The sequence below is a fragment of the Streptomyces sp. NPDC030840 genome (assembly GCF_055572015.1).
Window position 1 is genome coordinate 761,321 of the sequence record NZ_JBVIEE010000001.1, and the last position, 24,192, is coordinate 785,512.

Annotated in this window: 21 protein-coding genes and 1 pseudogene; 9 read left to right on the plus strand and 13 right to left on the minus strand. The window is 70.5% G+C overall.

Annotation, left to right across the window (positions count from 1 at the left end):
- Positions 1 to 18: 18 nt before the first annotated feature.
- The 5 genes from ACZ49J_RS03185 (at position 19) to ACZ49J_RS03205 (ending at position 3,840) form a co-directional block, all read left to right on the plus strand.
- Positions 19 to 171 carry a hypothetical protein gene (locus ACZ49J_RS03185; RefSeq protein ID WP_467447530.1) on the plus strand — a complete coding sequence of 51 codons (153 nt, stop codon included), beginning with the start codon at positions 19 to 21 and terminating at the stop codon, positions 169 to 171.
- 3 nt (positions 172 to 174) lie between these two features.
- Positions 175 to 1,413 carry a PucR family transcriptional regulator gene (locus ACZ49J_RS03190; protein WP_467447532.1) on the plus strand — a complete coding sequence of 413 codons (1,239 nt, stop codon included), beginning with the start codon at positions 175 to 177 and terminating at the stop codon, positions 1,411 to 1,413.
- A gap of 167 nt (positions 1,414 to 1,580) precedes the next feature.
- Positions 1,581 to 2,009 carry a hypothetical protein gene (locus ACZ49J_RS03195; RefSeq protein ID WP_467447533.1) on the plus strand — a complete coding sequence of 143 codons (429 nt, stop codon included), beginning with the start codon at positions 1,581 to 1,583 and terminating at the stop codon, positions 2,007 to 2,009.
- A 212-nt stretch (positions 2,010 to 2,221) separates the two neighbouring features.
- Positions 2,222 to 2,995: an IclR family transcriptional regulator gene (locus ACZ49J_RS03200; RefSeq protein WP_467447534.1), complete on the plus strand. Its 774-nt coding sequence runs from the start codon at positions 2,222 to 2,224 to the stop codon at positions 2,993 to 2,995.
- Positions 2,992 to 3,840 carry an SMP-30/gluconolactonase/LRE family protein gene (locus ACZ49J_RS03205; protein WP_467447536.1) on the plus strand — a complete coding sequence of 283 codons (849 nt, stop codon included), beginning with the start codon at positions 2,992 to 2,994 and terminating at the stop codon, positions 3,838 to 3,840. The genes ACZ49J_RS03200 and ACZ49J_RS03205 overlap by 4 nt, the downstream gene beginning before the upstream one ends.
- A 254-nt stretch (positions 3,841 to 4,094) precedes the next feature.
- On the opposite strand, the gene ACZ49J_RS03210 is transcribed toward ACZ49J_RS03205, so the two are convergent.
- The 3 genes from ACZ49J_RS03210 to ACZ49J_RS03220 form a co-directional block, all read right to left on the minus strand.
- Positions 4,095 to 5,369 (minus strand): MAB_1171c family putative transporter, encoded by a 1,275-nt coding sequence (locus ACZ49J_RS03210; RefSeq protein WP_467447537.1) that lies wholly within the window; start codon positions 5,367 to 5,369, stop codon positions 4,095 to 4,097.
- Positions 5,366 to 5,917, minus strand: coding sequence for a toxin-antitoxin system, toxin component family protein (locus ACZ49J_RS03215; protein ID WP_467447703.1), 552 nt, complete (start codon positions 5,915 to 5,917; stop codon positions 5,366 to 5,368). Before ACZ49J_RS03215 ends, ACZ49J_RS03210 begins: the two co-directional genes overlap by 4 nt.
- 116 nt (positions 5,918 to 6,033) lie before the next feature.
- Positions 6,034 to 6,651 (minus strand): helix-turn-helix domain-containing protein, encoded by a 618-nt coding sequence (locus tag ACZ49J_RS03220; protein ID WP_467447539.1) that lies wholly within the window; start codon positions 6,649 to 6,651, stop codon positions 6,034 to 6,036.
- A gap of 246 nt (positions 6,652 to 6,897) precedes the next feature.
- Here ACZ49J_RS03220 and arfA point away from each other — a divergent pair, with 246 nt between their 5' ends.
- Both arfA and ACZ49J_RS03230 read left to right on the plus strand, forming a co-directional pair.
- A complete protein-coding gene (gene arfA / locus ACZ49J_RS03225; RefSeq protein WP_467447540.1) occupies positions 6,898 to 8,409 on the plus strand; it encodes an arabinosylfuranosidase ArfA in 1,512 nt (503 codons plus the stop codon).
- A gap of 247 nt (positions 8,410 to 8,656) precedes the next feature.
- A complete protein-coding gene (locus ACZ49J_RS03230; protein WP_467447541.1) occupies positions 8,657 to 9,565 on the plus strand; it encodes a sulfite exporter TauE/SafE family protein in 909 nt (302 codons plus the stop codon).
- Between the two features lie 47 nt (positions 9,566 to 9,612).
- Here ACZ49J_RS03230 and ACZ49J_RS03235 read toward each other — a convergent pair whose 3' ends face one another.
- Positions 9,613 to 10,023, minus strand: coding sequence for an ATP-binding protein (locus ACZ49J_RS03235; protein ID WP_467447542.1), 411 nt, complete (start codon positions 10,021 to 10,023; stop codon positions 9,613 to 9,615).
- 549 nt (positions 10,024 to 10,572) lie between these two features.
- Between ACZ49J_RS03235 and ACZ49J_RS03240 the strand changes: the two genes are divergently transcribed.
- Entirely contained in the window at positions 10,573 to 11,787 is a 1,215-nt protein-coding gene (locus tag ACZ49J_RS03240) for a helix-turn-helix domain-containing protein (RefSeq protein ID WP_467447543.1), read from the plus strand.
- A gap of 51 nt (positions 11,788 to 11,838) precedes the next feature.
- Here the strand turns inward: ACZ49J_RS03240 and ACZ49J_RS03245 are convergent, their stop codons facing one another.
- From ACZ49J_RS03245 to ACZ49J_RS03285, 9 genes and pseudogenes are all read right to left on the minus strand, one after another.
- On the minus strand, positions 11,839 to 12,306 hold the full coding sequence (locus ACZ49J_RS03245) for a peptidoglycan-binding domain-containing protein (protein WP_467447544.1): 468 nt from the start codon (positions 12,304 to 12,306) through the stop codon (positions 11,839 to 11,841).
- Positions 12,307 to 12,917: 611 nt separating this feature from the next.
- Positions 12,918 to 14,543, minus strand: coding sequence for a pyridoxal phosphate-dependent aminotransferase (locus tag ACZ49J_RS03250; protein ID WP_467447545.1), 1,626 nt, complete (start codon positions 14,541 to 14,543; stop codon positions 12,918 to 12,920).
- Positions 14,544 to 14,732: 189 nt separating this feature from the next.
- Positions 14,733 to 15,806: pseudogene (locus tag ACZ49J_RS03255) on the minus strand (aldose epimerase family protein); the annotation flags it as partial.
- Between the two features lie 48 nt (positions 15,807 to 15,854).
- Positions 15,855 to 17,099, minus strand: a complete 1,245-nt coding sequence (gene mmsB, locus ACZ49J_RS03260; protein ID WP_467447546.1) for a multiple monosaccharide ABC transporter permease — start codon at positions 17,097 to 17,099, stop codon at positions 15,855 to 15,857.
- Positions 17,096 to 18,646 (minus strand): multiple monosaccharide ABC transporter ATP-binding protein, encoded by a 1,551-nt coding sequence (gene mmsA / locus ACZ49J_RS03265; RefSeq protein WP_467447547.1) that lies wholly within the window; start codon positions 18,644 to 18,646, stop codon positions 17,096 to 17,098. Before mmsA ends, mmsB begins: the two co-directional genes overlap by 4 nt.
- Positions 18,647 to 18,692: 46 nt before the next feature.
- On the minus strand, positions 18,693 to 19,805 hold the full coding sequence (gene chvE / locus ACZ49J_RS03270; protein WP_467447548.1) for a multiple monosaccharide ABC transporter substrate-binding protein: 1,113 nt from the start codon (positions 19,803 to 19,805) through the stop codon (positions 18,693 to 18,695).
- A 144-nt stretch (positions 19,806 to 19,949) separates the two neighbouring features.
- Positions 19,950 to 20,918, minus strand: coding sequence for a hypothetical protein (locus tag ACZ49J_RS03275; protein ID WP_467447549.1), 969 nt, complete (start codon positions 20,916 to 20,918; stop codon positions 19,950 to 19,952).
- 124 nt (positions 20,919 to 21,042) lie between these two features.
- A complete protein-coding gene (locus tag ACZ49J_RS03280) occupies positions 21,043 to 22,047 on the minus strand; it encodes a zinc-dependent alcohol dehydrogenase (protein ID WP_467447550.1) in 1,005 nt (334 codons plus the stop codon).
- A complete protein-coding gene (locus ACZ49J_RS03285; RefSeq protein ID WP_467447551.1) occupies positions 22,044 to 23,201 on the minus strand; it encodes a mandelate racemase/muconate lactonizing enzyme family protein in 1,158 nt (385 codons plus the stop codon). The genes ACZ49J_RS03280 and ACZ49J_RS03285 overlap by 4 nt, the downstream gene beginning before the upstream one ends.
- A 248-nt stretch (positions 23,202 to 23,449) precedes the next feature.
- On the opposite strand from ACZ49J_RS03285, the gene ACZ49J_RS03290 reads away from it, so the two are divergent.
- Positions 23,450 to 24,151, plus strand: coding sequence for an SCO2400 family protein (locus ACZ49J_RS03290; protein ID WP_467447553.1), 702 nt, complete (start codon positions 23,450 to 23,452; stop codon positions 24,149 to 24,151).
- Positions 24,152 to 24,192 lie beyond the last annotated feature (41 nt).

Genomic DNA, 24,192 nt, shown 5'->3' on the forward strand with positions numbered 1-24,192 from the left:
AGAGAGGCTGACCCTGCGATGTCCAGAATGCTCGCCGCCATCACCACCGTCGCGGTCGCGGCGGTGCTCGCCGTGGGCGCCGCGCTCGGTGCCGTCGCCCTGCTGGAGGCGACCCCGGACCAGCCGAACACCCCGCTGATCACGTACGAGAACGCCGGCGCGGAGCGCTGAGAGGTGACCCGACGCCCGGGGACCGTCTCCACCCGCTCGGCCTGGCACGACGTCCCCCGCTTCCAGGTGCGCCAGTTCGCCGCGCTCGCCATGGCGGAGGCACCGGTGCTCGCCGAGGAGATCCTGCGGGAGATCCGCCGCGAGTACCCGCACCTGCCGGTCGTGCTCGACGACTCCGGCGAGCCGATGGCGCTGGTCGGCATCCGCCGCGCCATCGAGGTCTTCGTGCAGCACCTGGAGACCGCGGAGGGCCGTCCCCGTGTCCCGCCCGGCGTCTTCCAGGAGTTCGGGCGGGGCGAGGGACTGCACGGCCGCAGCCTCGACTCGCTCCAGGCCATCTACCGCCTGGGCGTACGGCTCGCCTGGCGCCGTTTCGCGGAGATCGGCCAGCGCGTCGAGATCCCGCCCCCGGCGATGTACGAACTCGTCGACGCCGGATACGAGTACCTCGACGGCCTGGTGGACCAGTCGGTGCGTGGCTACGCGGAGGCGGCGGCACGCCAGGCGGGCGAACGGCTCCGCCTCCAGCGCCGGCTGATGGAACTGCTGCTGTCGGAACACCGGGGCGATCCCGCCGAGGCGCTCACCGAACGGGCGGCCCGGATCGGCTGGCCCCTGCCCGACAAGGTCTCCGTGGGGGTCCTGCTGCGCCCGGCCCGCGAAGCCGTCGCCCCCGCCGTCGGCCAGGGCGTGCTGCTCGACATGGAGTACGAGCAGCCCCGCATGGTCGTGCCCGACCCCGGCGCGGCGGGCCGCCCCGAGCTCCTCCACCGCGCCCTGACCGGCTGGTCCGGCGCGATCGGCCCGCCCGTACCGCTGACCGAGGCAGCTAAGTCGCTGCGCTGGGCGGAAGCGGCCGTACGGCTGATGGAACGGCGGCTGCTGCCCGATGGAGAGGTGCTGCACTGCACGGAGCACACCGAGGCACTGGTGCTGCTGCAGCCGGAGGAACTGATCGACGACCTCGCGCTGCGGTGCCTGGCGCCGCTCACGCACTGCGGGCCCACCCACGGCCGGCGCCTGGCGGAGACCCTGCTGGCGTGGCTGGAGACCCGGGGCGGCGCCCCCGAGGTGGCCGCACGCCTGGGGGTCCACCCGCAGACGGTGCGCTACCGCCTCCGGCAGATTCGGGAGCTGTGGGGCGACGGCATCGACGACCCGGACCGCCGCTTCGAACTGGAGCTCGTGCTGCGGGCCCAGCGGCTGCGGGGCGAACTCGGCGACCCGCGGGCCCGCCGCTGAGCGCTCCGCGCTGCCGCGTCTCCTTCACGGCCCCTCCCTGAGGTGTCGCGTCCCGCGGACGTTGAAACCACGCCGTGAGGAAGGTGTGACGTTTGTGTTCGGTGGTGCGCTTGGTCGATGGGGGAGCGGACAACCGCTTCCACACGACGACCCAGGGGGCGGGGGACATGCCCGGAGAAGAGGCGCGACAGCCGGCCGGACGCGTGATGCGGCAGCACGCCGGCAGGTTCGTCACGCGGGTGACGGCGAGGAACCGGCTGCCGCTGGACTACTCGGTCGCCAGTCTGCGGGTCGTCGACTTCCTCGTCGACGGGCTGCGCAAGGGCAGCGCGGACCGGGAGCGCGTGGCCGGGACGCTGTTCGGGCTCGGGGCGTACGTCGGTGAGGTGCTGGTGCGCCGGGCCGGGGCGGTCTGGGTGGACTTCGACGCCGAGCAGCGGGCGTACTTCGGGCAGCCGGCCGGGGTGCGGATGCCCGACGGGCGGGTGTGGAATCCGCTGGGCAAGGTGGTGAACCGTTTCGAGGCGGGGCCGGAGGAGTCGCTGCAGACGTTCTATCTGCTGCTGCACGGGAGGGCCCGGCAGGAAGCCTCATGAGGGGCCGTCCCCGGCCCGGCCGCGGAAGGGGCGTCAAGCAGCCCGGCAAAGCGGGTGAAAGGAAAGGCCGGGGAGGCTGCCCGCCCGCCACCCGGCGTTACCGGACCATTGCCCGGCAGGGCCCATGTGATTAGCCTGTGTGTGTTCGTCATGCCGATCGACTGTTGAAATATCGAACACAGTCACCACAGACGCAAGGGAGGGGGCCGGTCGTGGGACGCCTCGTACCCGCAGTGACCAGGGCTCTCGACATACTGGAGCTCTTCCTGGACGGGGACGGCACGCTGTCCGCCCCCGACATCGTGCGCAAGCTGCAGCTCCCGCGCACCACCGTGCACGAGCTGGTCACCACGCTCGCCGCCCGGTCCTACATCGTCCCGGTACCGGGACAACCGGGACGTTACCGGCTCGGTGTCCGTCCTTACCAGCTCGGGAGCCGTTACGCCGAGCAGCTCGACCTCGCCGCCGAGGGCCAGCACGTGGCCCGGTCCGTCGCCGAGACCTGCGACGAGACCGTGCACGTGGCGATCCTGGAGGGCACGGACGTCATCTACATCGCGAAGGTCGACTCCACGCACGCCGTCCGCATGGTGTCCGCCGCCGGGCGCCGGCTGCCCGCGCACTGCACCTCGGTCGGCAAGATGCTCCTCGCCTCCCTCCCCGAGCACGATCTCACCGCCCGCGTCCCCGACGACGCGGACCTGGTCCGGATGACGCCCAACAGCATCACCGACCCGGCCGCCCTGCGCGAGGCCCTGACCGAGATCCGCCGGCGCGGCATCGCGGTGGAGAGCCGGGAGTCCAACCCGGACGTCTCCTGCGTGGCCGCCCCCGTCCACGACCGCACCGGCCGCGTCGTGGCCGCCCTCTCCATCTCCGTCCCCATGATCCGCTGGAGCGACGAACGCCGCGCCGAGCTGGAGCAGCTCGCGGCCAAGGGCGCCGCGGAGCTGTCGGAGCGCCTCGGACACCGGAGCGTGGCATGACGGCGTACGAGATCGCGGTACGGGAGCACGCGGCCCTCGGCGAGGGCCCCACCTGGGACACCGCCGCCCAGCGGCTCATCTGGGTCGACATCCTCGGCTCCCGCGTCCACACCTACGACCCCGCCTCCGGCCGCCGCTCGGTCATGGTCACCGAACAGCACGTGGGCGCCGCGAAACCGCGCGCGGGCGGCGGGCTCGTCCTCAACCTCCGGGACGGCGTCGGCCTGCGCGACACCGACGGGAGCTTCCGCTGGCTGCACCACGAGCCGGTCCCGGGCCGCCGTGCGAACGACGCCGCCGTGGCGCCCGACGGCTCCCTCTGGGCGGGCACCATGCGCTACGACGAGGCCCCCGGCGGCGGCACCCTGTCCCGCCTGACGCCCGACGGCACGGTCAGCACGGTCCTCGACGACGTCGCCGTCAGCAACGGCATCGGCTGGAGCCCGGACGGCCGCCTCATGTACTACATCGACTCCCCGACCCGTCGCGTCGACGTCTTCGACGTGGGCGAGGGGCAGCGGATCTCCGGCCGGCGGCCCCTGGCGACCATCGAGGACGGAGCCGGTTTCCCCGACGGCCTCACGGTCGACGCCGACGGCTGCGTCTGGGTCGCTCTCTGGGACGGCGGAGCGGTCCGCCGCTACACCCCCGACGGCGCCCTCGACCGCGTGGTCCCCCTCCCCGTCCCCCGCCCCACGGCCTGCGCCTTCGGCGGCCCCGACCTGACGGACCTCTACATCACCACAGCCACCACAGGCCTGCCCTCCCCACCCCCGCTGTCGGGTTCACTCCTCGTCATCCCGGGCGCGGGCAAGGGCCTGGAGCAACACCCGTTCGAGGGCTGAACGGACGCCCCGTCAGGGACGGGGCACTGCGCCGTTTTTTGGGGGGGCGCTGGGAACTGCGCGAGGTCACATCCGTGAACCGCCGGGCGACCCGCCCGCTTGCCGTGGCCGTACGTGGCCGTACGCGACAGCCGGTCGGCGTACGACGGGCGCCGACCGTCACCGAATGCGCCTACCCGGACAGGGCGCGGGCCGCGAGCATTCCGGCGAGCCGCTCTCCGAGGACGACGGCGGACCGGGCGGTGCGGGGACGGTCAGTCATGTGCGGGCACGCTCTCTGCCGCTGCGGCCGCCCGGGTGCGGACGGCTTCGATCTCCTGGGGGTGGCGGAGAACCCGGGACACGGCCTCGATCTCCCGCAGGAGGGCGGTGGTGTCCGGGGAGGCCGGTGAGCCGCCGTCGACCGGGCGCTGCCGTGCGGCGAAGGCGTCCTGGATCGTCACGGCGGCGGCGAGGGCCCGCGCCCGGCCGGGCGTGTGGCCCAGGGCGACGGCAGCCTCGTACGACCGGCGCCGCAGGTCCTCGTCGAAATGGCGGGACAGCTGGAGCAGGACGTCACGGATGAAGGTCTCGCGGCGCGTCAGGCGCAGCTCCGGGCCGGCCCGCACGGTGAAGGGCACACCGGAGCCGGTGCGGGTCCGCAGCAGCAGGTACAGGGGCCTCAGGCGCCAGTGGCAGAGCCGTACCCTCCAGCGGCCGTGGAGGTACTGGCCGGCGTGCGGGAGGATGAAGCCGATCGCGACCAGGATGGCGGACAGGGCGGCCACGGGCGGGGCCAGGTCCGTGGACAGCCAGTCCAGGTCGTGGCCGGTCCAGCGGGCGACGACCGCGGTGATCTTGGCGGCGTCGTAGACCACGTTCAGCGCGTAGCCGACGCCGAGGGCCTTCAGGCCCCAGCGCAGCCAGGCGTCGAGTCCGTCCGTGCGGACCCAGTCGCGCACCAGCCGGTAGGTGATCAGGACGGCCACGGTGTGCGCGAGGAGGTAGAGGACGATCTCCTCCCGCATGAAGGGCGTGGTGGCGTAGTACGTGTCAAGGTCGCGCAGCCGCTCCACGGGGGTGTCCGCCAGCGCGAACAGGACCCACAGGGCGACGATCACCGCGCTGTAGACGCCGATCACCCACCGCATGGCGCGGCGGGTCGCCGCCGAGCGGTCGGAGAGCCCGCCCCGCCACGCGACGATCAGCAGCAGACAGGACGCGCAGAACGCGGTGATCAGGGAGTAGACCCAGGGCGCCGAGATGTTCGGCACGCCGGTGAGCCGGTTCACCCGGGCGATGTTCCCCGGCACCGCGAAGACGAAGACCGCGCAGGCGAGCAGCAGCAGTCCGCCGACGGCGCGCAGCAGCGGGTCCCTCCACAGTTTGATGATGCTGGGCAGCTTGATGACCAGGGCGGCGGTGAGTACCGCCGTCGGTATCCAGAAGGAGATGTACAGCTCGCCGAGGAGGCCCGAGGGGTCCCACGCCAGGTGCCTGGCCGCCGCGCTCGTGAGAAGGCCCCCCGCCGGGGCCGTCGCGGCGGTCATCTGCGTGGCCCGCTCTGTGGCCCGCCGTAACCGAGGTAGGTCTGGAGGGCTGCGCGGAGCGGGTCGGCGGTCCCGTGGTCACCCTGCCCCGAACCGGCCATCCAGGTACGGAGATCTGCCGCGAGCCGGTGACCGAAGTCCTCGGCCTGGCGCTCGTCGGCCTCGTGGGACCCGTTGCGGGCGGACACCGCGAGCGCGTGCTCCCGCCAGCCTGGCTCACCGGCCAGCGCGCGGACGGCCGCGGCACCGGCCACGTGATGGTGGCAGTGCCCGGCGTGCATGTGCCACAACTCGTGGCCGAGGATCACGAGTTGCTGCACCGCTTCGGCGCGCTCCTCGACGATGACCAGGTCGAAGTCCTCGAACTCCAGCCAGAGCCCGGTGACCTCGATCTCGTCGGGGAACCGCTCGAACCGCAGCTCGACCCGCCGCCCGCCACGGCGCTCACTCATCGCCTCGCACAGGGCCCCGCACAACTCCCGTACGTCCACGGGCCCCTCGACCCGCGACGGGAGCCCGGCGGTGAGTTCCGCCGCGAGCTTCCGCATCCCGGCCCCGGCCCGTGAGGCGGCCAGGGCGGCCGCGATCCGGGCACCGGCACGGGTGCCCACGAGTGCGTTCACGGTACGGGCGACGGCGCCACGGGGACGCGCACCGCGGGCGCTCACCGGGTCTCCACGCCGTCGTCCTCGGCGTCCCCGCCCAGCAGGCCCTCCAGCATCACCGCGAGAGCCTCCTGCTTGCGCGGCGTCAGACGGTGGCCCGCGCGCAGGGCGAGGGTGACGACGCCGTGCCGGGTGGCGAGCCGGAGGAGGGGGCCCTGGTCCTCCCGCACGGCCTCCAAATCCCCGAGGACACGGCTCAGTTCCCTGTTCAGCGCGGTGGCCGCGGGGTCGGTGAAGGACATGGTGCCGTGCGCGACGCCGAAGAACCGCGCGAGCTCGGTCAGATCGCGCACGTTGGGCATCTTCTTGCCGAGGAGGAGCTGCCGCGCCCACTCGGGGCTGATCCCAAGCCGGTCCGCGACCTCCCTGCACACGTCCGCCGTGCGCTTGCCGGTCCGGGCGAGATACGCCTCGTGCAGCGCGCGCACCCGGCCCCGCACCCGGTCGTCGACGGACTCGTCCACCGGCGCGGCCCCGCTCAGCAGCGCCTCGACCTCGCTCTCCCGCAGGGCCGTTCTCCTGGAGAGGTCCGTCACGTCGAGGAGTTCACCCCGGTCGAGTCCGCCCTCGGTGATCCGCGCCTCGATGCGCGCGAGTGTCTCGGAAAGAGCAAGCACGGCCCGACAGTACGCGCCGCAGGCGGTCCGCACCACGCGAATCCAACGATCGTTGCCTGGCACGAAACGATCGTTGCGAGGCCCCGCGCCCGCAAGTGCGGCTCGCCCCATTGACGCGCGGGCGCTGCGAACTTACGGTCCCGTCCGAAGTCGCGATCACAATCCGAGATGTCGAACAGTGCGGCGTACCCACCCCCACGCAGCGCGACGCCCCCACCCCGACGCACCACACTCCGAAGGGACACCATGCGCACCGCCCGCTTCACCCTCGACCCCGCCTTCACCGTCGGCCGGGTCAACCCCCGCGTCTTCGGCTCGTTCGTCGAACACCTCGGCCGCTGCGTCTACACCGGCGTGTACGAACCGGACCACCCCACCGCCGACGAGGCCGGCCTCCGCACCGACGTCCTGGACCTCGTCCGGGAGCTGGGCGTCACCACGATCCGCTACCCGGGCGGCAACTTCGTCTCCGGCTACAAGTGGGAGGACTCGGTCGGCCCCGTGGAGGACCGCCCCCGCCGCCTCGACCTCGCCTGGCGCTCCACGGAGACCAACCACTTCGGCCTCTCCGAGTACATCGGCCTCCTCCGCAAGATCGGCCCCCAGTCCGAGCCCATGATGGCCCTCAACCTCGGCACCCGGGGCGTCGCCGAGGCACTGGAACTCCAGGAGTACGCCAACCACCCCGCCGGCACGGCCCTGTCCGACCTCCGCGTCACCCACGGCGACAAGGACCCCTTCGGCATCAAACTCTGGTGCCTCGGCAACGAGATGGACGGCCCCTGGCAGACCGGCCACAAGACCGCCGCCGAATACGGCCGCCTCGCCGCCGAGACCGCCCGCGCCATGCGCCAGATCGACCCCACCGTCGAACTCGTCGCCTGCGGCTCCTCCAGCCAGTCCATGCCCACCTTCGCCGAGTGGGAGGCGACGGTCCTGGCGGAGACGTACGACCTCGTCGACTACGTCTCGCTGCACGCCTACTACTGGCCGGAGGACGGCGACGTCGACTCCTTCCTCGCCTCCGCCGTCGACATGGAGTCCTTCATCGAGAACGTCGTCGCGACCTGCGACCACGTGGGCGCGAAGCTCAAGTCGAAGAAGAGGATCAACCTCTCCTTCGACGAGTGGAACGTCTGGTACCTCTCCGACTGGGAGGAGTCCGCCAAGGCCGACCCGCTGGACTGGCCCGAGGCCCCGCGCCTGCTGGAGGACAACTACTCCGTCATGGACGCGGTCGTCTTCGGCTCGCTCCTCATCGCGCTGCTCAGGCACGCCGACCGGGTCACCGTCGCCTGCCTCGCCCAGCTCGTCAACGTCATCGCGCCGATCATGACCGAGCCGGGCGGCCCGGCCTGGCGGCAGACCACCTTCTTCCCGTTCGCGCAGGCCTCCCGGTACGGGCGCGGGCAGGTCCTCGACGTACGGGTCGACTCACCGACGTACAAGACGAAGAAGTACGGCGAGGCGGACCTGCTGCACGCCACGGCCGTGCGGGCGGAGGACGGCTCGGTCACCGTCTTCGCCGTCAACCGCGACCGCACCGGGTCCCTCCCGCTCGAAGTCGCCCTGAGCGGCCTGGAGCTGACGTCCGTCGTCGAGCACAGCGCGCTCGCGGACACCGACCCCGACGCCCGCAACACCCTCGACGACCCGGAGCGCGTCACCCCGCACACCGTGCAGGGCACGACCCTGGGCGACGGCACGCTGCACGCCGTCCTCGAGCCCCTGTCGTGGAACGTGATCCGGCTGCGCTAGCCGCCCACCGGCCGGGGGAGTGCCCGCGGGCAGGGGCGCTCGGGGCACTCCCCACAGAATCGTTACCGCGTCCTCAGCCGTTCCTCAGTTTCGCCCTCTAACGTCGGCCCGGCCACTCGATCCCTACCTTCCCGATGGGAAAACCAGGGAAATTTGAGGGCCGGAAGCCGGAAGCCGGAAGCCGGAAACCGGAAGCCGGAAGCCGGACACCGGCCACCGGAAGACCGACGACAGGAGACGGACCTACATGCGGACGCTGGTACTGCTCGCACTCGCGGGCCTCGGCGCCCAGCTCGTGGACGGCAGCCTGGGCATGGCCTACGGCGTGACCTCCACGACCCTGCTGCTCGCGATGGGCACCAACCCGGCCGCGGCCTCGGCCACGGTGCACCTCGCCGAGATCGGCACCACCCTGATGTCGGGCGCCGCGCACTGGCGGTTCGGCAACGTGGACTGGAAGGTCGTGGCGAAGATCGGGCTGCCCGGGGCGGTCGGCGCCTTTCTGGGCGCGACGGTACTGTCCACCTTGTCCACCGCGGTCGCCGAGCCGGTCATGTCGCTGATCCTGCTGGGGCTCGGGGTGTACGTCATGTCCCGCTTCACCTTCCGGGGTCTGCCCGAGGGCCAACTGGACAAGCCGCTGCGGAAGCGGTTCCTGTCGCCACTCGGACTGGTCGCCGGGTTCCTGGACGCGACGGGCGGGGGAGGCTGGGGTCCGGTCGGTACACCGGCGCTGCTCGCCAGCGGGCGGATGGAGCCGCGCAAGGTGATCGGAAGCATCGACACGAGTGAGTTCCTGGTCGCGATCGCCGCGAGCCTGGGGTTCCTGTTCTCGCTCGGGTCCCAGGGGATCGACTTCCTGTGGGTGCTGGCGTTCCTGCTGGGCGGGCTGGTCGCCGCGCCGATCGCGGCATGGCTCGTGCGGCTGGTGCCGCCGCGGGTACTCGGTTCCGCGGTCGGCGGGATCATCGTCGTCACCAACGTCCGTACGTTGCTGAAGAGCGACTGGATCGGGGCGGCCGGGGCGGTGAGTACGGCTGTGTACGTGCTGCTGTACGTGCTGTGGGGCGCGGCTGTGGCGTACTCGGTCCGGGCGTACCGCCGGGAGAAGGCCGTGGAGCCGGTGGCCGCGGAGCCGCAGACGGTGGGGGCGTGAGCGGTCGGACGGCGGCCGCGGCCCCGCCTGCGGCCTGCTGCTGACGCTCAGTGCAGGCGCATCGCCAGCGTGACCGCGGCCCCGCTCGCACCCGCCGCGATGGTGAGGCGGTCGGTGACCAGGCGGGCGAGCCAGAGGCCGCGGCCGGAGCGGGTGTCGTCCAGGCCGGGGAGGAGCTCGGGGATGGCGGGCGTGAAGCCGGGGCCGTTGTCGGTGATCCGGCACTCCAGCTCGTCGGCGAGGCGGCGCAGTTCCAGATGGCCGCGGCCGCCCGCGTGCTCTACGGCGTTGTCGGCGATCTCGCTGATGGCGAGCGTGAACTCGCCCAGGCGTACCCCGGCCAGGCCCTCGGCGGCCGCCCTGTCCTCCACCAGGGCGCGCAGCACGGACAGGTTCGCTCCCGTGAAGTGCCGTTTCAACAGGACCGTCTCGGAGTCGTCAAGGCCGCTCAGCCGCATATATCCAAGCTAGCCGCGCTGGGGGGATCCATGCGTGAAGTACCGCCTGGGGGCGGAGACCGGCCGGAGTTGTGCGTTCGTGATCGCGGACTGACTGCTTCCGGTCGGTGCTCGTTGCTCGTTTTCCCGCTTCCGGATGCCACCCGTCCCACGCCTCGCACCGGTTCCCAGGTGCCCCTCACCCGAGCGCCAACGTCCTGCGGTTCTTCGCCCCCGCCGCCCCTACCCGTCCCATCCCTGGGGGCTGCGCCCCCAGACCCCCGCTTGTCGGCCTGCCGGCCTCGTCCTCAAACGCCGGACAGGCCGGATGTGACCGGCCGCGGCTGCACATCCAAGCCGCAGACAGAAAACCCAGCCCGCTGCTTACCGGCCGGGCCTCGCCGTGCAGGCCCCGGCGAAGTGACAGTTCGGATCCCTGATGTGTTCTGAACCTGCCATGCTCTGGCGCATTGAGACACCGGGACACCGACCGCGTCCCGGGGGAACCACACCGAGCTGCCGGATGTCGGGGGGACGACCGCCGGGGCTCGCGGAAAACAGGGGGGCACAATGGCCCAGTACGGCGACGTCGAACGGTTCGCCGCATGGCTGCGGATGCTGAGGGAGAGAGCCGGGCACAGCTACGAGGCACTCGCCCAGAAGACCGGTATCAGCCGCTCCAGCCTTCATCGTTACTGCGCGGGCACTTCCGTCCCGCCGGACTACGGCGTGGCCCACCGCATCGCCACGGTCTGCGGGGCCGCCCCCGCGGAGCTGCGCGAACTGCACCGCCTCTGGGCCCTGGCGGACGCGGAACGGGCTCCGCGCGCCTCTGCGGAGGCAGCGAAGGCGGCGAGCGGGGAGACCGGGGAGACCGGGGAGACCGGGGAGACCGGGGAGACCGGGGAGACCGGGGAGGAGCTCGCGGCCGGAGCCTCCGAGGCGTCGGTATCCGCCGCCCGGCACCCGGAGACAGCGGAGACTCCGGAGAGCCCGGAGACTTCGTCGAGCCCGGAGACAGCGGAGGCGCCCGGGGAGCCGGGGCCGCAGCCGCCGTCGGAGCACCTGACCCCGGGGAAGAGAAGGGGGTTCGTACGGTGGCGCCGGCTCACCGTCGTCACCGCCGTGGCCGCCGCACTCGCGCTGGCCATCGTGACGTGGCGGATGTCCCTCGGTTCCTCGCCCGCGGGGAGTGCCGAGGCGGTCGACCGGCGGCCGCTGTTCTCGGCCCCCTGCCGGCCCGTGGTGAGCATGGGGCAGCACGACGAGTGCGTACGGGAGGCACAGCTGCTGCTCCGACGCCGCGGCGCGACCATCGGCGTCGACGGCTCCTTCGGTCCGGAGACTCTGCGCCGGGTGACGGCGTTCCAGGTGCTCGCGGGCATCTCCCCGAACGGGGTCGTCGCGGATCGCACGAAGAAGGCGCTCTACGAGTCGAAGGTGCGCCTGGACACCTGGTCGCCGGCGAAGGTCCGCGAGCGTATCCGCGAGGTGTTCACCGAGGCACCGGACGACGCCGTCGCCATAGCCGACTGCCAGTCCTTCCTGGATCCCCTGCACATCCTGCCGAACACCAACGGCACCAGGAACTGGGGTCTGTTCCAGATCTCCGACACACGGCTGCGGGAACTGAAGGGCACGCCGCGCAAGGCCCTGGACCCCGAATGGAACATCCAGGCCGCCAAACGCCTGTGGAGCCGGGAACGCGACTTCCACGACTGGCCCCACTGCAGCCGGGCCCTGCCGTCGGCCCCCACGGCATCGGCCTCCTCCACGCCGCGCTGACCCCGGCGTGACCGGGCCCCGTCCCCCGCCAGGGCCCGGCGGCCACGAGGGTCAGTGGCAGATGCTGCCGGCCCAGTTGGCGAACCGCTTGAACGCCGCCTGGGCCTGCGGTCCGGCCTGCCCGTCGATGCCGCCCTCGTAGTCATGGCTGGACTTCAGATAGCGCTGCAGCGCCGAAACCGTGCCGCTTCCGACGACTCCGTCGATGCCACCCTCGTAGCCGTGGTACGTCTTGAGGAAGCGCTGCATCGCCTTCCAGCTGTTGGTGCCCAGCTGACCGTCGAGCCGGCCGGTGTAGCCCCAGTGCTCGCCCAGCCAGCACTGGACGTGCTTGGCTTGTGTGCTGCTCAGGCCGAGGTTGACCGTCGCGAGCGGGGCGACTGCTCTGGTGCTCGCCGCCGGCTTCGAGGCCGGCGCGGCCGCCGCGAAGCTCGCGCTCGCACCCGCCAGGCTTGCGGCGGCGATGCCGACGACGGCCGTGACACTGACGAGTGACCTTGTCAGAACGCTCGGTCGCATCCAATTCCCCTTTTCGGTGTGGTCCCGCTTTCGCGGTGGTGCTGTTGATGCCGGACCGACGCTGGCAGGGCGCACCGGCCACCGGCAAGGAAACGCGTCCCAGTGGGATGATCGAGACAGCATTGGCCGTTTGACCTGGGCGTTTCTCAGCCCGCCGGGATGGGAGTGGGACGGGGAAGCCAACGGAATCCGCCCGGGGCGACCGAGTCGCTCGTGAGGGAACCGTTGACGCGCGAGCGCTTCGGGTCTGTGTTCTGTGCGCATGCCGTCCGAGGCGGCGGTCAGTGTCCGGCATGTCGGGCAATCGTGTCAGGCCGACAACGGCGGTACGCCCGCCCTGGGGTGCGCACGGCTACGACAACGGCACACCCAAGCCGGCATCAACCTCCTGCACCGGGGCAGTGGATGGCCTGTCGCGTAACTGACGCCGTGGGGGCAAAGGTGCTGAAGGCTGTGTGACGGGTGCGGGAGCGCCGTAGCTGATCACGCAGTTCCCGGCGCCCCAAGACGCCAGTTCCCCGCGCCCCTGTCAGGGGCGCGGGGCTGTGTCGGTATGCGGCTCCGCCGTGTGCGCGCGACAAGCCACAACGAACCCGCGGTTGACGTACTGCCTACACCGCCCCGGCCGCCGGCCACCCCAGCGGCTCCGGCTGACCCTCCGGGGCCGTGCGGCCCCGGACCTGCGCGGCCGTGAGGCCCTGCGCGGCGCCCATCGCGCGGCGGTTGGCGGCGGCGGCCATACCGGGCATGCCCGTCTGGGCGACCGGCTGCAGGCCGGCGGCCGGAGCGGGGGTCATGCCCGGCATGGAGGCCACGTTCGGCATGGAGGCCACGTTCGGCATGGACGGCATGGACGGCATCGGGGGCATCGACGCCGCGGCCGGAGCCGGAGCCGGAGCCGGCGCCGGGGCCGGAGTCGGCATGGGGGTCGGCGCGGGTGCGGGCGCGGGGGCCGGCGCCGGCGCGGGCGCGGGCGCCGGAGTCAGGTTCGGCATCCCCATCGCCTGGGCGGCCACCCCCTGCATGCCCGAGCCGTTGGTCTCGCTCATCAGTCGGTCCACGGCCGCCGTACCCGAGCTGTAGCTGGTCCCGGTGCCCAGCTCGGGTACGGCGGCTCCCCTCCTGGACCCGTACAGCACCGACTCCAGGCCGGACACCAGGCGACGCACGTCCACCTCGGGTCGGACCACGAGCCGCAGGAAGCGACTGGACGAGCCGATCTTGTTGCCGCACTCGCGGACCAGGATGCGGTGCTCGGTGAGCAGCCGGTCCCGGACCACAGTGCCCTCGGCGCCGACGGGAAGGCGCACGAAGAGGAAGTTGCCCTGCGACGGGTAGACCGTCAGACCGGGCAGGTTGGACAGGAGACGGGACATCTCCAGGCGGTCCTTGCGGACCTGGTGGAGACTCTCCATGTACTCGGCGCCGTGGTCCTTCAGCATGAAGACGACCGTCTCGGCGAAGGAGTTGAGGTTCCACTTGGGCAGCATCGAACGGACCTTCCCGGCGAGCGCCGGGTTGGCGACCATGTAGCCGAAGCGGATGCCGTGCAGGCCGAAGTTCTTGCCGAGGCTGCGCAGCACGACCACGTTGGGCCGCATCACGGCGTCCGCGACGGTGCTCGGCTCCGCCTCGGCGTCCGCGAACTCCAGGAACGACTCGTCGATGACGATCAGGTCCAGGTCCGCCATCGCGTCCATGAACTGCACCAGCGCGTGGCGGTGGAGGAAGCCGCCGTCGGGGTTGTTCGGGTTGCAGATGACGGCGACCTTAGTGCCGCGCTGGCGGATGAACTCGGCGTACTGCGCGAGGTCCAGGGCGAAGCCGCTCGACTCCTGCAGCGGGAACATGTCGACGCGCTTGCCGGTCTCCATCGGCTGGTCGGTCCAGCGCCCGAAGGTGGGGACGGGGATGGCGAGAGACTCGCGGACCAGCAGGTGGTCGATCCAGGTGATGAGCTCGGTCGAACCGTTGCCCATCGCCACGCACTGCGGCGGCAGCTGGAGCAGGTTGCACAGCTCGGCCGTGATGGTGTCGGCGCTGCTCGGGTAGTACGTGATGATCTCGCGCAGCCGGCCCGCCAGGTCGTCGAACATGGCGGGCGTGGGGAAGTACGGGTTGCACGGGATGCAGAAGTCGATCGGCCCGACGCCTTCACCGCCCTCGCGCGTCAGCGCAGCCATCGACGGGCTGTGCGCTGCCGTGCTGCGGAAGAGTGAGGCGACGTTCCCGGCCATGAAACCTCCGTATGGGACGGGCCCGTTGGGGACGACCGGGCCCGACAGTTCTGGGCGGCCCGTGCGGGGGAGCACGGGCCGCCCATACATACGGAGGCTTGGGTGGCACTGTTCAACCGCTGAGGAACCGGTAAGAACCTGTGAACCCCCGGTGGCGGCTGTGGCCCGCTGTGGCCCTGTGGCGGCGTGTCAGCTGAACGAGTGGATCGTCGTCGAGCGGTACACCTGCCCCGGGCGCAGCGTCGTCGACGGGAAGCCCGGCTTGTTCGGCGAGTCCGGGAAGTGCTGCGTCTCCAGGCAGACGGCGTCACCCTGCCGGTAGATCCCGCCACCCGTGCCGACGAGCGTGCCGTCGAGGAAGTTCCCGGAGTAGAACTGCAGACCCGGCTCGGTGGTCGCCAGCTTCAGCGTGCGGCCCGACTTCGGGTCGCGCAGCGTCGCGATGTGCTCCGGCTCGGTCGTGGCCCGCTTGTCGAGCACCCAGTTGTGGTCCATGCCCTTGGCGTACAGCAGCTGCTGGTCCGCCTCGCGGACGTCCTCGCCGATCGTCTTGGGCCGGCGGAAGTCGAAGGGGGTGCCCTCGACCTCCGCGAGCTCACCGGTGGGGATCAGGCCGGCGTCGACCGGGGTGTAGCGGGAGGCGGCGATCTCCAGCTCGTGGTCGTGGGCCGAGCCGCTGCCCTCGCCCGCGAGGTTCCAGTAGACGTGGCTGGTGAGGTTGACGACCGTGGCCTTGTCGGTGGTGGCCTCGTAGTCGACGCGCCAGTCGCCCTGCTCGGTGAGGGTGTAGGCGACCTTCACCTTGAGCGTGCCGGGGTAGCCCATCTCGCCGTCGACGCTCGTGCGGTACAGGTACAGGCCGACGTCGGAGCCCTTGGTGAACGGCTCGACGTCCCAGACGGCCCGGTCGAAGCCCTCGGCGCCGCCGTGCAGGCTGTTCTCGCCGTCGTTGACGGAGAGCCGGTGGGTCTCGCCGTCGAGGGTGAACGTCCCGTTGCCGATGCGGTTGCCGTAGCGGCCGATCAGCGCGCCGAAGTAGGGGCTCCCCGCGACGTAGTCCTCGATGCTGCCGAAGCCGAGGGAGACGTTCGCGTACCGGCCCTCGCGGTCCGGGATCTCCAGGGACTGCACGATCCCGCCGTACGACAGGACCTTCATGCGCGTGCCGCCGTTCGCCAGCGACCAGCTGTGGATCTCCGTGCCGTCGGCGAGCTTGCCGAAGAGCTCTTTCACCGGGTTCTTCCCGCTTCCCGTGGTGTGTGCGATGAACGGGAAAGGGCCCCGCCGTTCGGCGGGGCCCTTTCCGACTGCCTACGAACCGACCTTGCGCTTGTTCCACACGTCGAAGCCGACCGCCGTCAGGAGCACCAGGCCCTTGATGACCTGCTGCCAGTCGGTGCCGATGCCGACGAGGTTCATACCGTTGTTCAGCACGCCCAGGACCAGACCACCGATGATCGCGCCGAGGACGGTGCCGACGCCGCCGCTCATCGACGCACCGCCGATGAACGAGGCCGCGATCGCCTCCAGCTCGAAGTTGAGGCCGGCCTTGGGCGAGGCCGCATTGAAGCGGGCGGCGAAGACCAGACCCGCGAGGGCGGCCATCATGCCCATGTTCAGGAAGATCAGGAAGACGACCTTCTTGTCCTTCACACCCGACAGCTTGGCCGCGGGCAGGTTGCCGCCGATGGCGTAGATGTGCCGGCCGATGATCGCGTTGCGCATCACGTAGCCGAAGCCGACGAGCAGCGCGCCCAGGATCAGCAGCACGATCGGGGCGCCCTTGTAGCTGGCCAGCAGCAGCGTGATGGTGAGCACGGCCGCGCCGATCGCGACCAGCTTGAGCAGGAAGAGGCTGGTGGGCGGCACGTCCAGCGCGAACTCCTGCTGCCGCTTGCGGTCACGGATCTCCTGGAGCACCACGAACACGATCAGGGCGATGCCCAGCAGCAGCGTCAGGTTGTGGTAGTTGGTGTCCGGACCGACCTCGGGCAGGAAGCCGTTGGCGACCTTCTGCAGACCCTCCGGGAACGGGCCGAGCGTCTGGCCCTCGAGGAAGATCTCGGTGAGACCGCGGAAGATCAGCATGCCCGCCAGGGTGACGATGAACGACGGTATGCCGAGATACGCGATGAAGAACCCCTGCGCGGCACCCGCGATCGCGCCGATGGCCAGGCACAGCGCCACGGCGAGAACCCAGGGGATGTCGTTCTTGACCATGAACACGGCGGCTATGGAGCCGACGAACGCGGTCAGCGAGCCGACCGACAGGTCGATGTGGCCCGCGATGATGACGAGCATCATGCCGATCGCGAGGATCAGGATGTAGCTGTTCTGCAGCACCAGGTTGGAGACGTTGCGCGGCAGCAGCAGGTCGCCGTCGGTCCACACGGCGAACAGCGCGACGATCAGGCCCAGGGCGATCAGCATGCCGTACTGCCGCATGTTGCGGCGCATGCCGTCCAGCATCAGCTGGAGCAGACCGGCGCCAGTGCCCGCCCCTCCCTTGCCGGCCGGCGCCGGGGCCGGCGTCTTGGCGGTCACATCCGTGCTCATCGGGTTACCTCTTTGTCCTTCGTCATCTGGCGCATCAGCGATTCCTGCGAGGCCTCGGCCCGCGAGAACTCACCTGTCAGCCGTCCCGCGGCCATCGTGTAGATGCGGTCACACATGCCGAGCAGCTCCGGCAGCTCGGAGGAGATGAAGACGACCGCCTTGCCCTCGGCCGCCAGTTGGTCGATGACCGTGTAGATCTCGTACTTGGCGCCCACGTCGATGCCGCGCGTCGGCTCGTCCAGGATCAGCACGTCCGGACCCGCGAAGATCCACTTGCTGAGCACGACCTTCTGCTGGTTGCCACCGGACAGCTTGCCCACCGGCTCGAAGACGGTCGGCGCCTTGATGTTCATCGACTTGCGGAAGCTCTCGGCGACCTGCCGCTCTCCGTGCTCGTCGATCACCCCCCGCTTGGCGACCTTGCCCAGGGCGGTCAGCGAGATGTTGCGGTTGATCGTGTCGATGAGGTTCAGGCCGTAGTGCTTGCGGTCCTCGGTGACGTACGCGATCCCGTGCTTGACCGCCTCGGGGACGGTCTTGGTACGGATCTCCTTGCCGTCCTTGAGGACCGTTCCACCCGCATAGCGCCCGTAGGTGCGGCCGAAGACGCTCATCGCGAGTTCGGTGCGCCCGGCGCCCATGAGGCCCGCGATGCCGACGATCTCACCGCGCCGAACCTGGAGCGACACGTCGTCGACGACCTTGCGCTGCTGGTCGATCGGGTGGTGCACGGTCCAGTTGCGGATCTCCAGGGCGGGGGAGACACCCTCCTCCGGCTGGTGCGGAGTGCGCTCCGGGAAGCGGTGTTCCAGGTCACGGCCGACCATCCCGCTGATGATCCGGTCCTCGGTGGTCTCGGCGGCCTTCACGTCGAGCGTCTCGATGGTGCGCCCGTCGCGCAGGATCGTCACCGAGTCGGCGACCTTGCGGATCTCGTTGAGCTTGTGGGAGATGATGATCGAGGTGATGCCCTGCTTCTTCAGCTCCAGGATCAGGTCCAGGAGCTTGCCGCTGTCCTCGTCGTTCAACGCGGCGGTCGGCTCGTCCAGGATGAGCAGCTTCACCTTCTTCGACAGCGCCTTCGCGATCTCCACGAGCTGCTGCTTGCCCACGCCGATGTCGGCGACGCGGGTGTCCGGGTGGTCGGACAGCCCCACCCGGCGCAGCAGCTCCGTGGCGTGCCGCAGCGTCTCGGTCCAGCTGATGATCCCGCGGGTCGCGTGCTCGTTGCCGAGGAAGATGTTCTCCGCGATCGAGAGGTACGGCACCAGGGCGAGCTCCTGGTGGATGATCACGATGCCGTGCTGCTCGCTGGCACGGATGTCCTTGAAGGAGCAGACCTCTCCCTCGAAGAGGATCTCTCCCTCGTAGGTGCCGTGCGGGTGGACGCCGGAGAGGACCTTCATGAGGGTCGACTTGCCGGCGCCGTTCTCCCCGCAGATGGCGTGGACCTCGCCCTGCTGGACGGTCAGCGTGACGTCCGACAGCGCCTTGACGCCGGGAAAGGTCTTGACGATCGAGCGCATTTCCAGGACGGGTCCCGCCATGGTCTTGCCTTCCAATCAGAGGTGAATCGCAGGTTTGTGGCGGGCGTTACTTGAGGTCGCTCTCCTTGATGTAGCCGGAGTCGACGACGATCTTCTGGTAGTTGGTCTTGTCGACGGCGACCGGCGTGAGCAGGTAGGACGGGACGACCTTCGCGCCGTTGTCGTAGGTCTTGGTGTCGTTGACCTCGGGCTTCTTGCCGTTGAGCGCGTCGTCGACCATGGCCGAGGCCACCTTGGCGAGCTCGCGGGTGTCCTTGTAGACGGTCATCGCCTGCTGGTCCGCGATGATCGACTTCACCGAGGCGACCTCGGCGTCCTGACCGGTGACGACCGGCAGCGGCTTGCTCTTGGAGCCGTAGTCGTCCGACTTCAGCGCCGAGAGGATGCCGATGGAGATGCCGTCGTACGGCGAGAGCACCGCGTCGACCCGGTCGCTCTTGTACGCCGACGTCAGGATCTCGTCCATGCGGTTCTGGGCCTTGCCGCCGTCCCAGCGCAGGGTGGTGACCTGGTTGAGCTTGGTCTGGCCGGACTTGACGACGAGCTGCTTCTTGTCGATGTACGGCTGCAGGACGTTCATCGCGCCCTGGAAGAAGTAGCGCGTGTTGTTGTCGTCGTTGGAGCCGGCGAAGAGCTCGATGTTGAACGGGCCCTTCTTGGAGCCGTCCTTCAGGCCGAGCTTCTCGACGATGTAGTTGCCCTGGAGCTCGCCGACCTTCTCGTTGTCGAACGACGCGTAGTAGTCGACGTTCTTGGTGCCGAGGATGAGGCGGTCGTAGGAGATCACCGGGATCTTGGCGTCGGCGGCCTGCTGGAGCACGTTGTTCATCGACTTGTTGTCGATGGCCGCGACGATCAGGGCCTTCACGCCCTGGGTGATCAGGTTCTCGATCTGCGAGACCTGCTGGTCCGGGTCGTCCTCGCCGTAGACCAGCTTGGTCTTGTAGCCCTTGGCCTGGAGGTCCTTGACGACGTTGTTGCCGTCCGCGATCCAGCGCTCGGAGGACTTGGTGGGCATCGCGATGCCGATGGTGGCGCCCTTGGTGCTGCCCGAGTTCTCCTCGCTGCCGCCCTCGCTGTCCTGGCCACAGGCGGAGAGGGTGAGGGCGAGGGAGGCTGCCGTGGCGATGGCGGCGAGCGTTGCTTTGCGAGTGCGCATTATCATCTTCCTTGATGTGTATGACCCGGCTCGGTCTGCGATGCGCAGGTGCTCCGGAGGGCGGTGCGGGGAAAGACCGAGAAACAGACGTGTCGGATTCTGTGTGGCTGCGTCGGCTTTTGTGAAGAGGGCGTGTTCGGAACGTTATGCGGGAATGTCAAACCGCTTGAGCGTGCCCGGCAGCCGGGACCCGAGCGGCGCCATGTCCCCGTCGGCTCCGTGCCGCGCGAGCAGGTCCAGGGCGAGCCGGCCGCGCCGCACCCGCTCCTTGGCCGTGGCCAGGGTCAGGTCGCGCATGTGGTGCCCGTACGGGTAGATCCCGGGCGCCTTCGACAGGCCGAACTTCAGATAGAGCGGTGCGCCGCGCCGGATCAGCTCGGCGACCTCGTACATCCGCACGTAGCCGCCGAGATCGTCGGGGGCCTCGATGTACATGTCCATGGGGGCGCCGGACACCCGGCGGATCTCGGTGAGGTGATCGAGCGTCAGGTCGCTCGGCACGTTGATCGAGTCGCCGCCGAGGTTCTCGTACACGGCGTACGCGGCCGGGTTGACCGGGCCGATCAGCGCGGACACCTTCAGGGTGGTGTCGGCCGGAATGATCCCCGCGACACGGGCCCGGTGCAGCGTCCACAGCACGCCCTCGTCGGCGACGAGCAGGCACTTGACACCCAGCTCCGTCGCGCGGATCGCGTCCTCCACGCATCCGGCGACCGCGTCGTGGCCCCGGGCGCGCAGGCCCGCCCCGCGCGAGTCGGTACGGGTCGAGCCGCCGATGTCCCACGTGCCGCGCGGGCCGGTGAACAGGCAGAGCTCGATGTCGCGTTCGCCAGTGGCCTCCACCATCTCGGTGATCTCGGCGTCGGTCAGCATCCACACGCCGGAGCCCTGGCTGATCCGGTGGATCGGCACATCGAGCCGCGAGGACTCCTTGAGGACCACGGCCAGCGCCTCGGGCCCCTCGCACGAGGGGATCTCGGTGCGCCAGCGACCGCCTCCGGGGAAGGTGTGCGGCGAGGCGTCGGCGGGGGACAGGTCGGGCGCGCCCAGGCCGAGCGCGGCGAGCGCCTGCTCACCGGGTCGACGGGGCGCCGTGGCGGAAGCGTCGGTCACTGGGTGTCCTTTGTCGGGTTCGGTATGTCGGACGTCATTCGTCTCAGTGGATGTACGCCGGCACGGAGCGTCAGGGTCTCCGTACCGGCGTACGTCTCGGGGGCGGTGCGGGCGCCCGGTGGGCTCAAGGCCGGATGAGGACCTTGCCCACCTTCGGGTCGCCCGAGCCGACCAGCTCGATGGCGTGCGCGAACTCCTCCAGCCGCAGCTCGTGCGTGACCAGGGGCAGCGGGTTCAGCAGACCCGCGCCGAACACGCGCACCGTGTGCGCCCAGGCCTCCGGCGGCGCCCCGAACACGGTGTGCACCTCCAGCTGCCGCACGACGAGATCGGTCGGGTCGAGTCCGTCGGCGCCCGCGGCCGGGATACCCGTGAGGACGAGACGCCCGCCGCGTCTGAGCAGGGAGGCCGCGGTGTTCGCGGCGGACGCCGATCCGGCGGTCTCGATGACGACGTCGAAGTCGTCCGGCAAGTCCTGGTCCCGGGTGCGGAAGTCGGTGGCCCCGAAGGTCTTCGAGAGCTCCTCGCGGTCCGGACGCGTGCCCACCACCAGCAGCTCCGAGGGCGAACCCGCCTTCAGGAACTGGACGGCGAACATGCCGAGCGTCCCCGTGCCCACGACGGCGACCCGCTCGCCGGGCCGCGCGTTCGCCTTGAGGGCGGCGGCCGCGATGCAGGCGGCCGGCTCCAGGAGCGCCGCCGCCGTCAGGTCGGCGTCGTCCGGCAGGACGTGGAGCAGCCGGGCCGGCAGGGTGAGCGTGGTGGCCATCGCGCCGGGCTGGGTGAAGCCCGTCTCCTCGTAGCCGGCCGAGCACAGCGTGGTCTCACCCGCGTGGCAGCGGTCACAGACCTGGCAGTTCCGGAATCCCTCGCCCACCACCTTGCGGCCGACGAGGGAGACCGGTACCCCGGAGCCCACGGCCTCGACCGTTCCCGACCACTCGTGGCCGGGCGTGAGCGGGTAACGGACGTACCCCTCCGGCCGGTTGCCCTGGTAGACCTCGCGGTCGCTGCCGCAGATGCCGCTCGCGTGCACCCGTACGAGGGCCTCCCCCGCGGCCGGCGCGGCCGGCTCGTGCGGGACGATCCGGTGCTCGCCCGGCGCCTCGATGACGACAGCGGCGCTCACTTCGTGGCCTTCGGCTTGCGCTGCTCCCAGCCGTCCGCCCACAGGTCGAAGCGGGCCTGCTGCTGCGGGAACTCCGCCGCCGCGTCGGTGTCCAGCTCCACACCGAGACCGGGAGCGTCGGAGAGGTGGAAGTACCCGTCGACGACCTGGGGCGCGCCCTTGACCACCTTCTTGATCTCCGCGTCGGCGAAGTCGTTGAAGTGCTCAAGGATCTTGAAGTTCGGGGAGCTGAAGCCGACCTGGAGGGAGGCGGCGGTGAGGACGGGGCCGCCCACGTTGTGGGGCGCCACGAGCATGTAGTGGGTCTCGGCGGTCGCGGCCAGCTTCCTGGTCTCCCAGATGCCGCCGATGTGGCCGACGTCGGGCTGGATGATGTCCACGGCCTGGCTCTCGAAGAGCTCGCGGAACTCGATGCGGTCGTGAATCCGCTCACCGGTCGCGACCGGCATGTCGACCTTCGCGGCCACCTTCTCCAGGGCCTTGAGGTTCTCCGGCGGAACGGGCTCCTCCAGCCACGCGGGCTTGAACGGGGCGAGCTCGTGCGCGAGACGGACGGCGGTGGAGGGCGAGAACCGGCCGTGCATCTCCAGCATCAGCTCGGCGTCGGGCCCGATGGCGTCCCGCACGGCCTCGATGAGCGAGACGGAGTAGAGCGTGGCCTCGTGGTCGAGCTCGTAGTGGCCGGTACCGAAGGGGTCGATCTTGAGGGCCTTGTAACCGCGCGCCATGACCTCCTGCGCGGCCTTGTGGTACGCCTCGGGAGTGCGCTCCGTGGTGTACCAGCCGTTGGCGTACGCCTTCACCTTGTCCGTGACCTTGCCGCCGAGCAGCTGCCAGACGGGGACGCCGAGTGCCTTGCCCTTGATGTCCAGGCACGCCATCTCGATCACGGCGATGCCGGACATCACGATCTCACCGGCCCGCCCGTAGTCGCCGTACTTCATCCGGCGGACCAAATCCTCGACAGCGAACGGGTCCGACCCGAGAATGTGGTTGGTTTCTGCTTCGTGCAGGTAGCCGAGCAGCGCGTCGGTGTGTCCCAGCATGCGGGTCTCGCCAACGCCGGTGAGGCCCTCGTCGGTGTGTACCTGGACGTAGGTCAGGTTGCGCCATGGCGTTCCCACTACGTGCGTGCTGATTCCCGTGATGCGCACGGCGATCGCTCCCTGCTGCTCTGCGGCCCTGTTCGAAATTTCGGCACTCGTTCGAAATGCTGGTCGGACAGTAAGGATGTCTCGGTCCGAGTGTCAATGGGGCGAGCCCACAACAACGGTTTCGACTGGATGGCGGGGAATGGCCCGGGCTGTCCTCGCCCTCCGCGAGCCGGACGGCGAGGTTCCTACACAACTTTCACGACCACGCCTAGGAACGTCACCAGGGTGGAACTTAATCTTCCCACGTCATGGACTACTGCCACCCGTGCCAACGGCACCTCAACGGCGCCCTCGCCTGCCCGGGGTGCGGCACACCGGCCGAAGAGGACCGGGCGTTCGCCGACTCGCTGCCCGAGGGGGACGGCGAGGCCGCGGCCGGACACTCCGCAGCGCACGAGGGCGACGAGCCGGGGGCCGGCGGACGGCGTGCCCGGTCGCGGGAGCGTGGACGCGGAGTGCGGGCGAGCCGACGGGACCGGCGGGCGGCGCTGCACCGGCGCCGTCGCCGACGGGTCCTGATGGCCGGGACGGCGTTGCTGCTCGCGGCGGGCGGACTCAGTCTCGCGGAACTCGGCATGGAGATCCCGTCGGGGGAGCCGAACGGGGCCTCCGTGGAGGACGCCTCCGGCGGTTCACCGACACCGTCCGCGGAGGGTGCCCGGGAGTCCGGCGGTGGAACGGCGATGCCGGCCGACGCGGAGAGGGCTTCGCCGGGGAAGTCGGCGTCTCCCTCGGACTCGGAGTCGAAGAAGCCCGAGGGGAAGGACCGGGACAAGCCCAAGGAGCCCACGGACCCGGACACGACGGCGGACCCCACGTTCTCGGCTCCCGCCCCGGCCCGCCCCTCTCGCGACGAGGGCACCCCGACTCCCCGGCCGACCGCGCAGTCCCCGACCCCGGATCCGACCCCGTCGGAGACGTGCACGCGTTTCCTGTGGTGGTGCTCGTAGGGATTCCGGTCGGGGTGGAGAGCTCTTCGGCCGAGCCACGT

Coding starts and splice junctions, on each gene's coding strand:
- ACZ49J_RS03185 (WP_467447530.1), top strand. CDS start 19: ATGTCCAGAATGCTCGCCGCCATCACCACCGTCGCGGTCGCGGCGGTG.
- ACZ49J_RS03195 (WP_467447533.1), top strand. CDS start 1,581: ATGCCCGGAGAAGAGGCGCGACAGCCGGCCGGACGCGTGATGCGGCAG.
- ACZ49J_RS03205 (WP_467447536.1), top strand. CDS start 2,992: ATGACGGCGTACGAGATCGCGGTACGGGAGCACGCGGCCCTCGGCGAG.
- ACZ49J_RS03210 (WP_467447537.1), bottom strand. CDS start 5,369: ATGACCGCCGCGACGGCCCCGGCGGGGGGCCTTCTCACGAGCGCGGCG.
- ACZ49J_RS03215 (WP_467447703.1), bottom strand. CDS start 5,917: ATGCGGAAGCTCGCGGCGGAACTCACCGCCGGGCTCCCGTCGCGGGTC.
- arfA (WP_467447540.1), top strand. CDS start 6,898: ATGCGCACCGCCCGCTTCACCCTCGACCCCGCCTTCACCGTCGGCCGG.
- ACZ49J_RS03230 (WP_467447541.1), top strand. CDS start 8,657: ATGCGGACGCTGGTACTGCTCGCACTCGCGGGCCTCGGCGCCCAGCTC.
- ACZ49J_RS03235 (WP_467447542.1), bottom strand. CDS start 10,023: ATGCGGCTGAGCGGCCTTGACGACTCCGAGACGGTCCTGTTGAAACGG.
- ACZ49J_RS03240 (WP_467447543.1), top strand. CDS start 10,573: ATGGCCCAGTACGGCGACGTCGAACGGTTCGCCGCATGGCTGCGGATG.
- ACZ49J_RS03245 (WP_467447544.1), bottom strand. CDS start 12,306: ATGCGACCGAGCGTTCTGACAAGGTCACTCGTCAGTGTCACGGCCGTC.
- ACZ49J_RS03250 (WP_467447545.1), bottom strand. CDS start 14,543: ATGGCCGGGAACGTCGCCTCACTCTTCCGCAGCACGGCAGCGCACAGC.
- mmsB (WP_467447546.1), bottom strand. CDS start 17,099: ATGAGCACGGATGTGACCGCCAAGACGCCGGCCCCGGCGCCGGCCGGC.
- mmsA (WP_467447547.1), bottom strand. CDS start 18,646: ATGGCGGGACCCGTCCTGGAAATGCGCTCGATCGTCAAGACCTTTCCC.
- chvE (WP_467447548.1), bottom strand. CDS start 19,805: ATGCGCACTCGCAAAGCAACGCTCGCCGCCATCGCCACGGCAGCCTCC.
- ACZ49J_RS03290 (WP_467447553.1), top strand. CDS start 23,450: ATGGACTACTGCCACCCGTGCCAACGGCACCTCAACGGCGCCCTCGCC.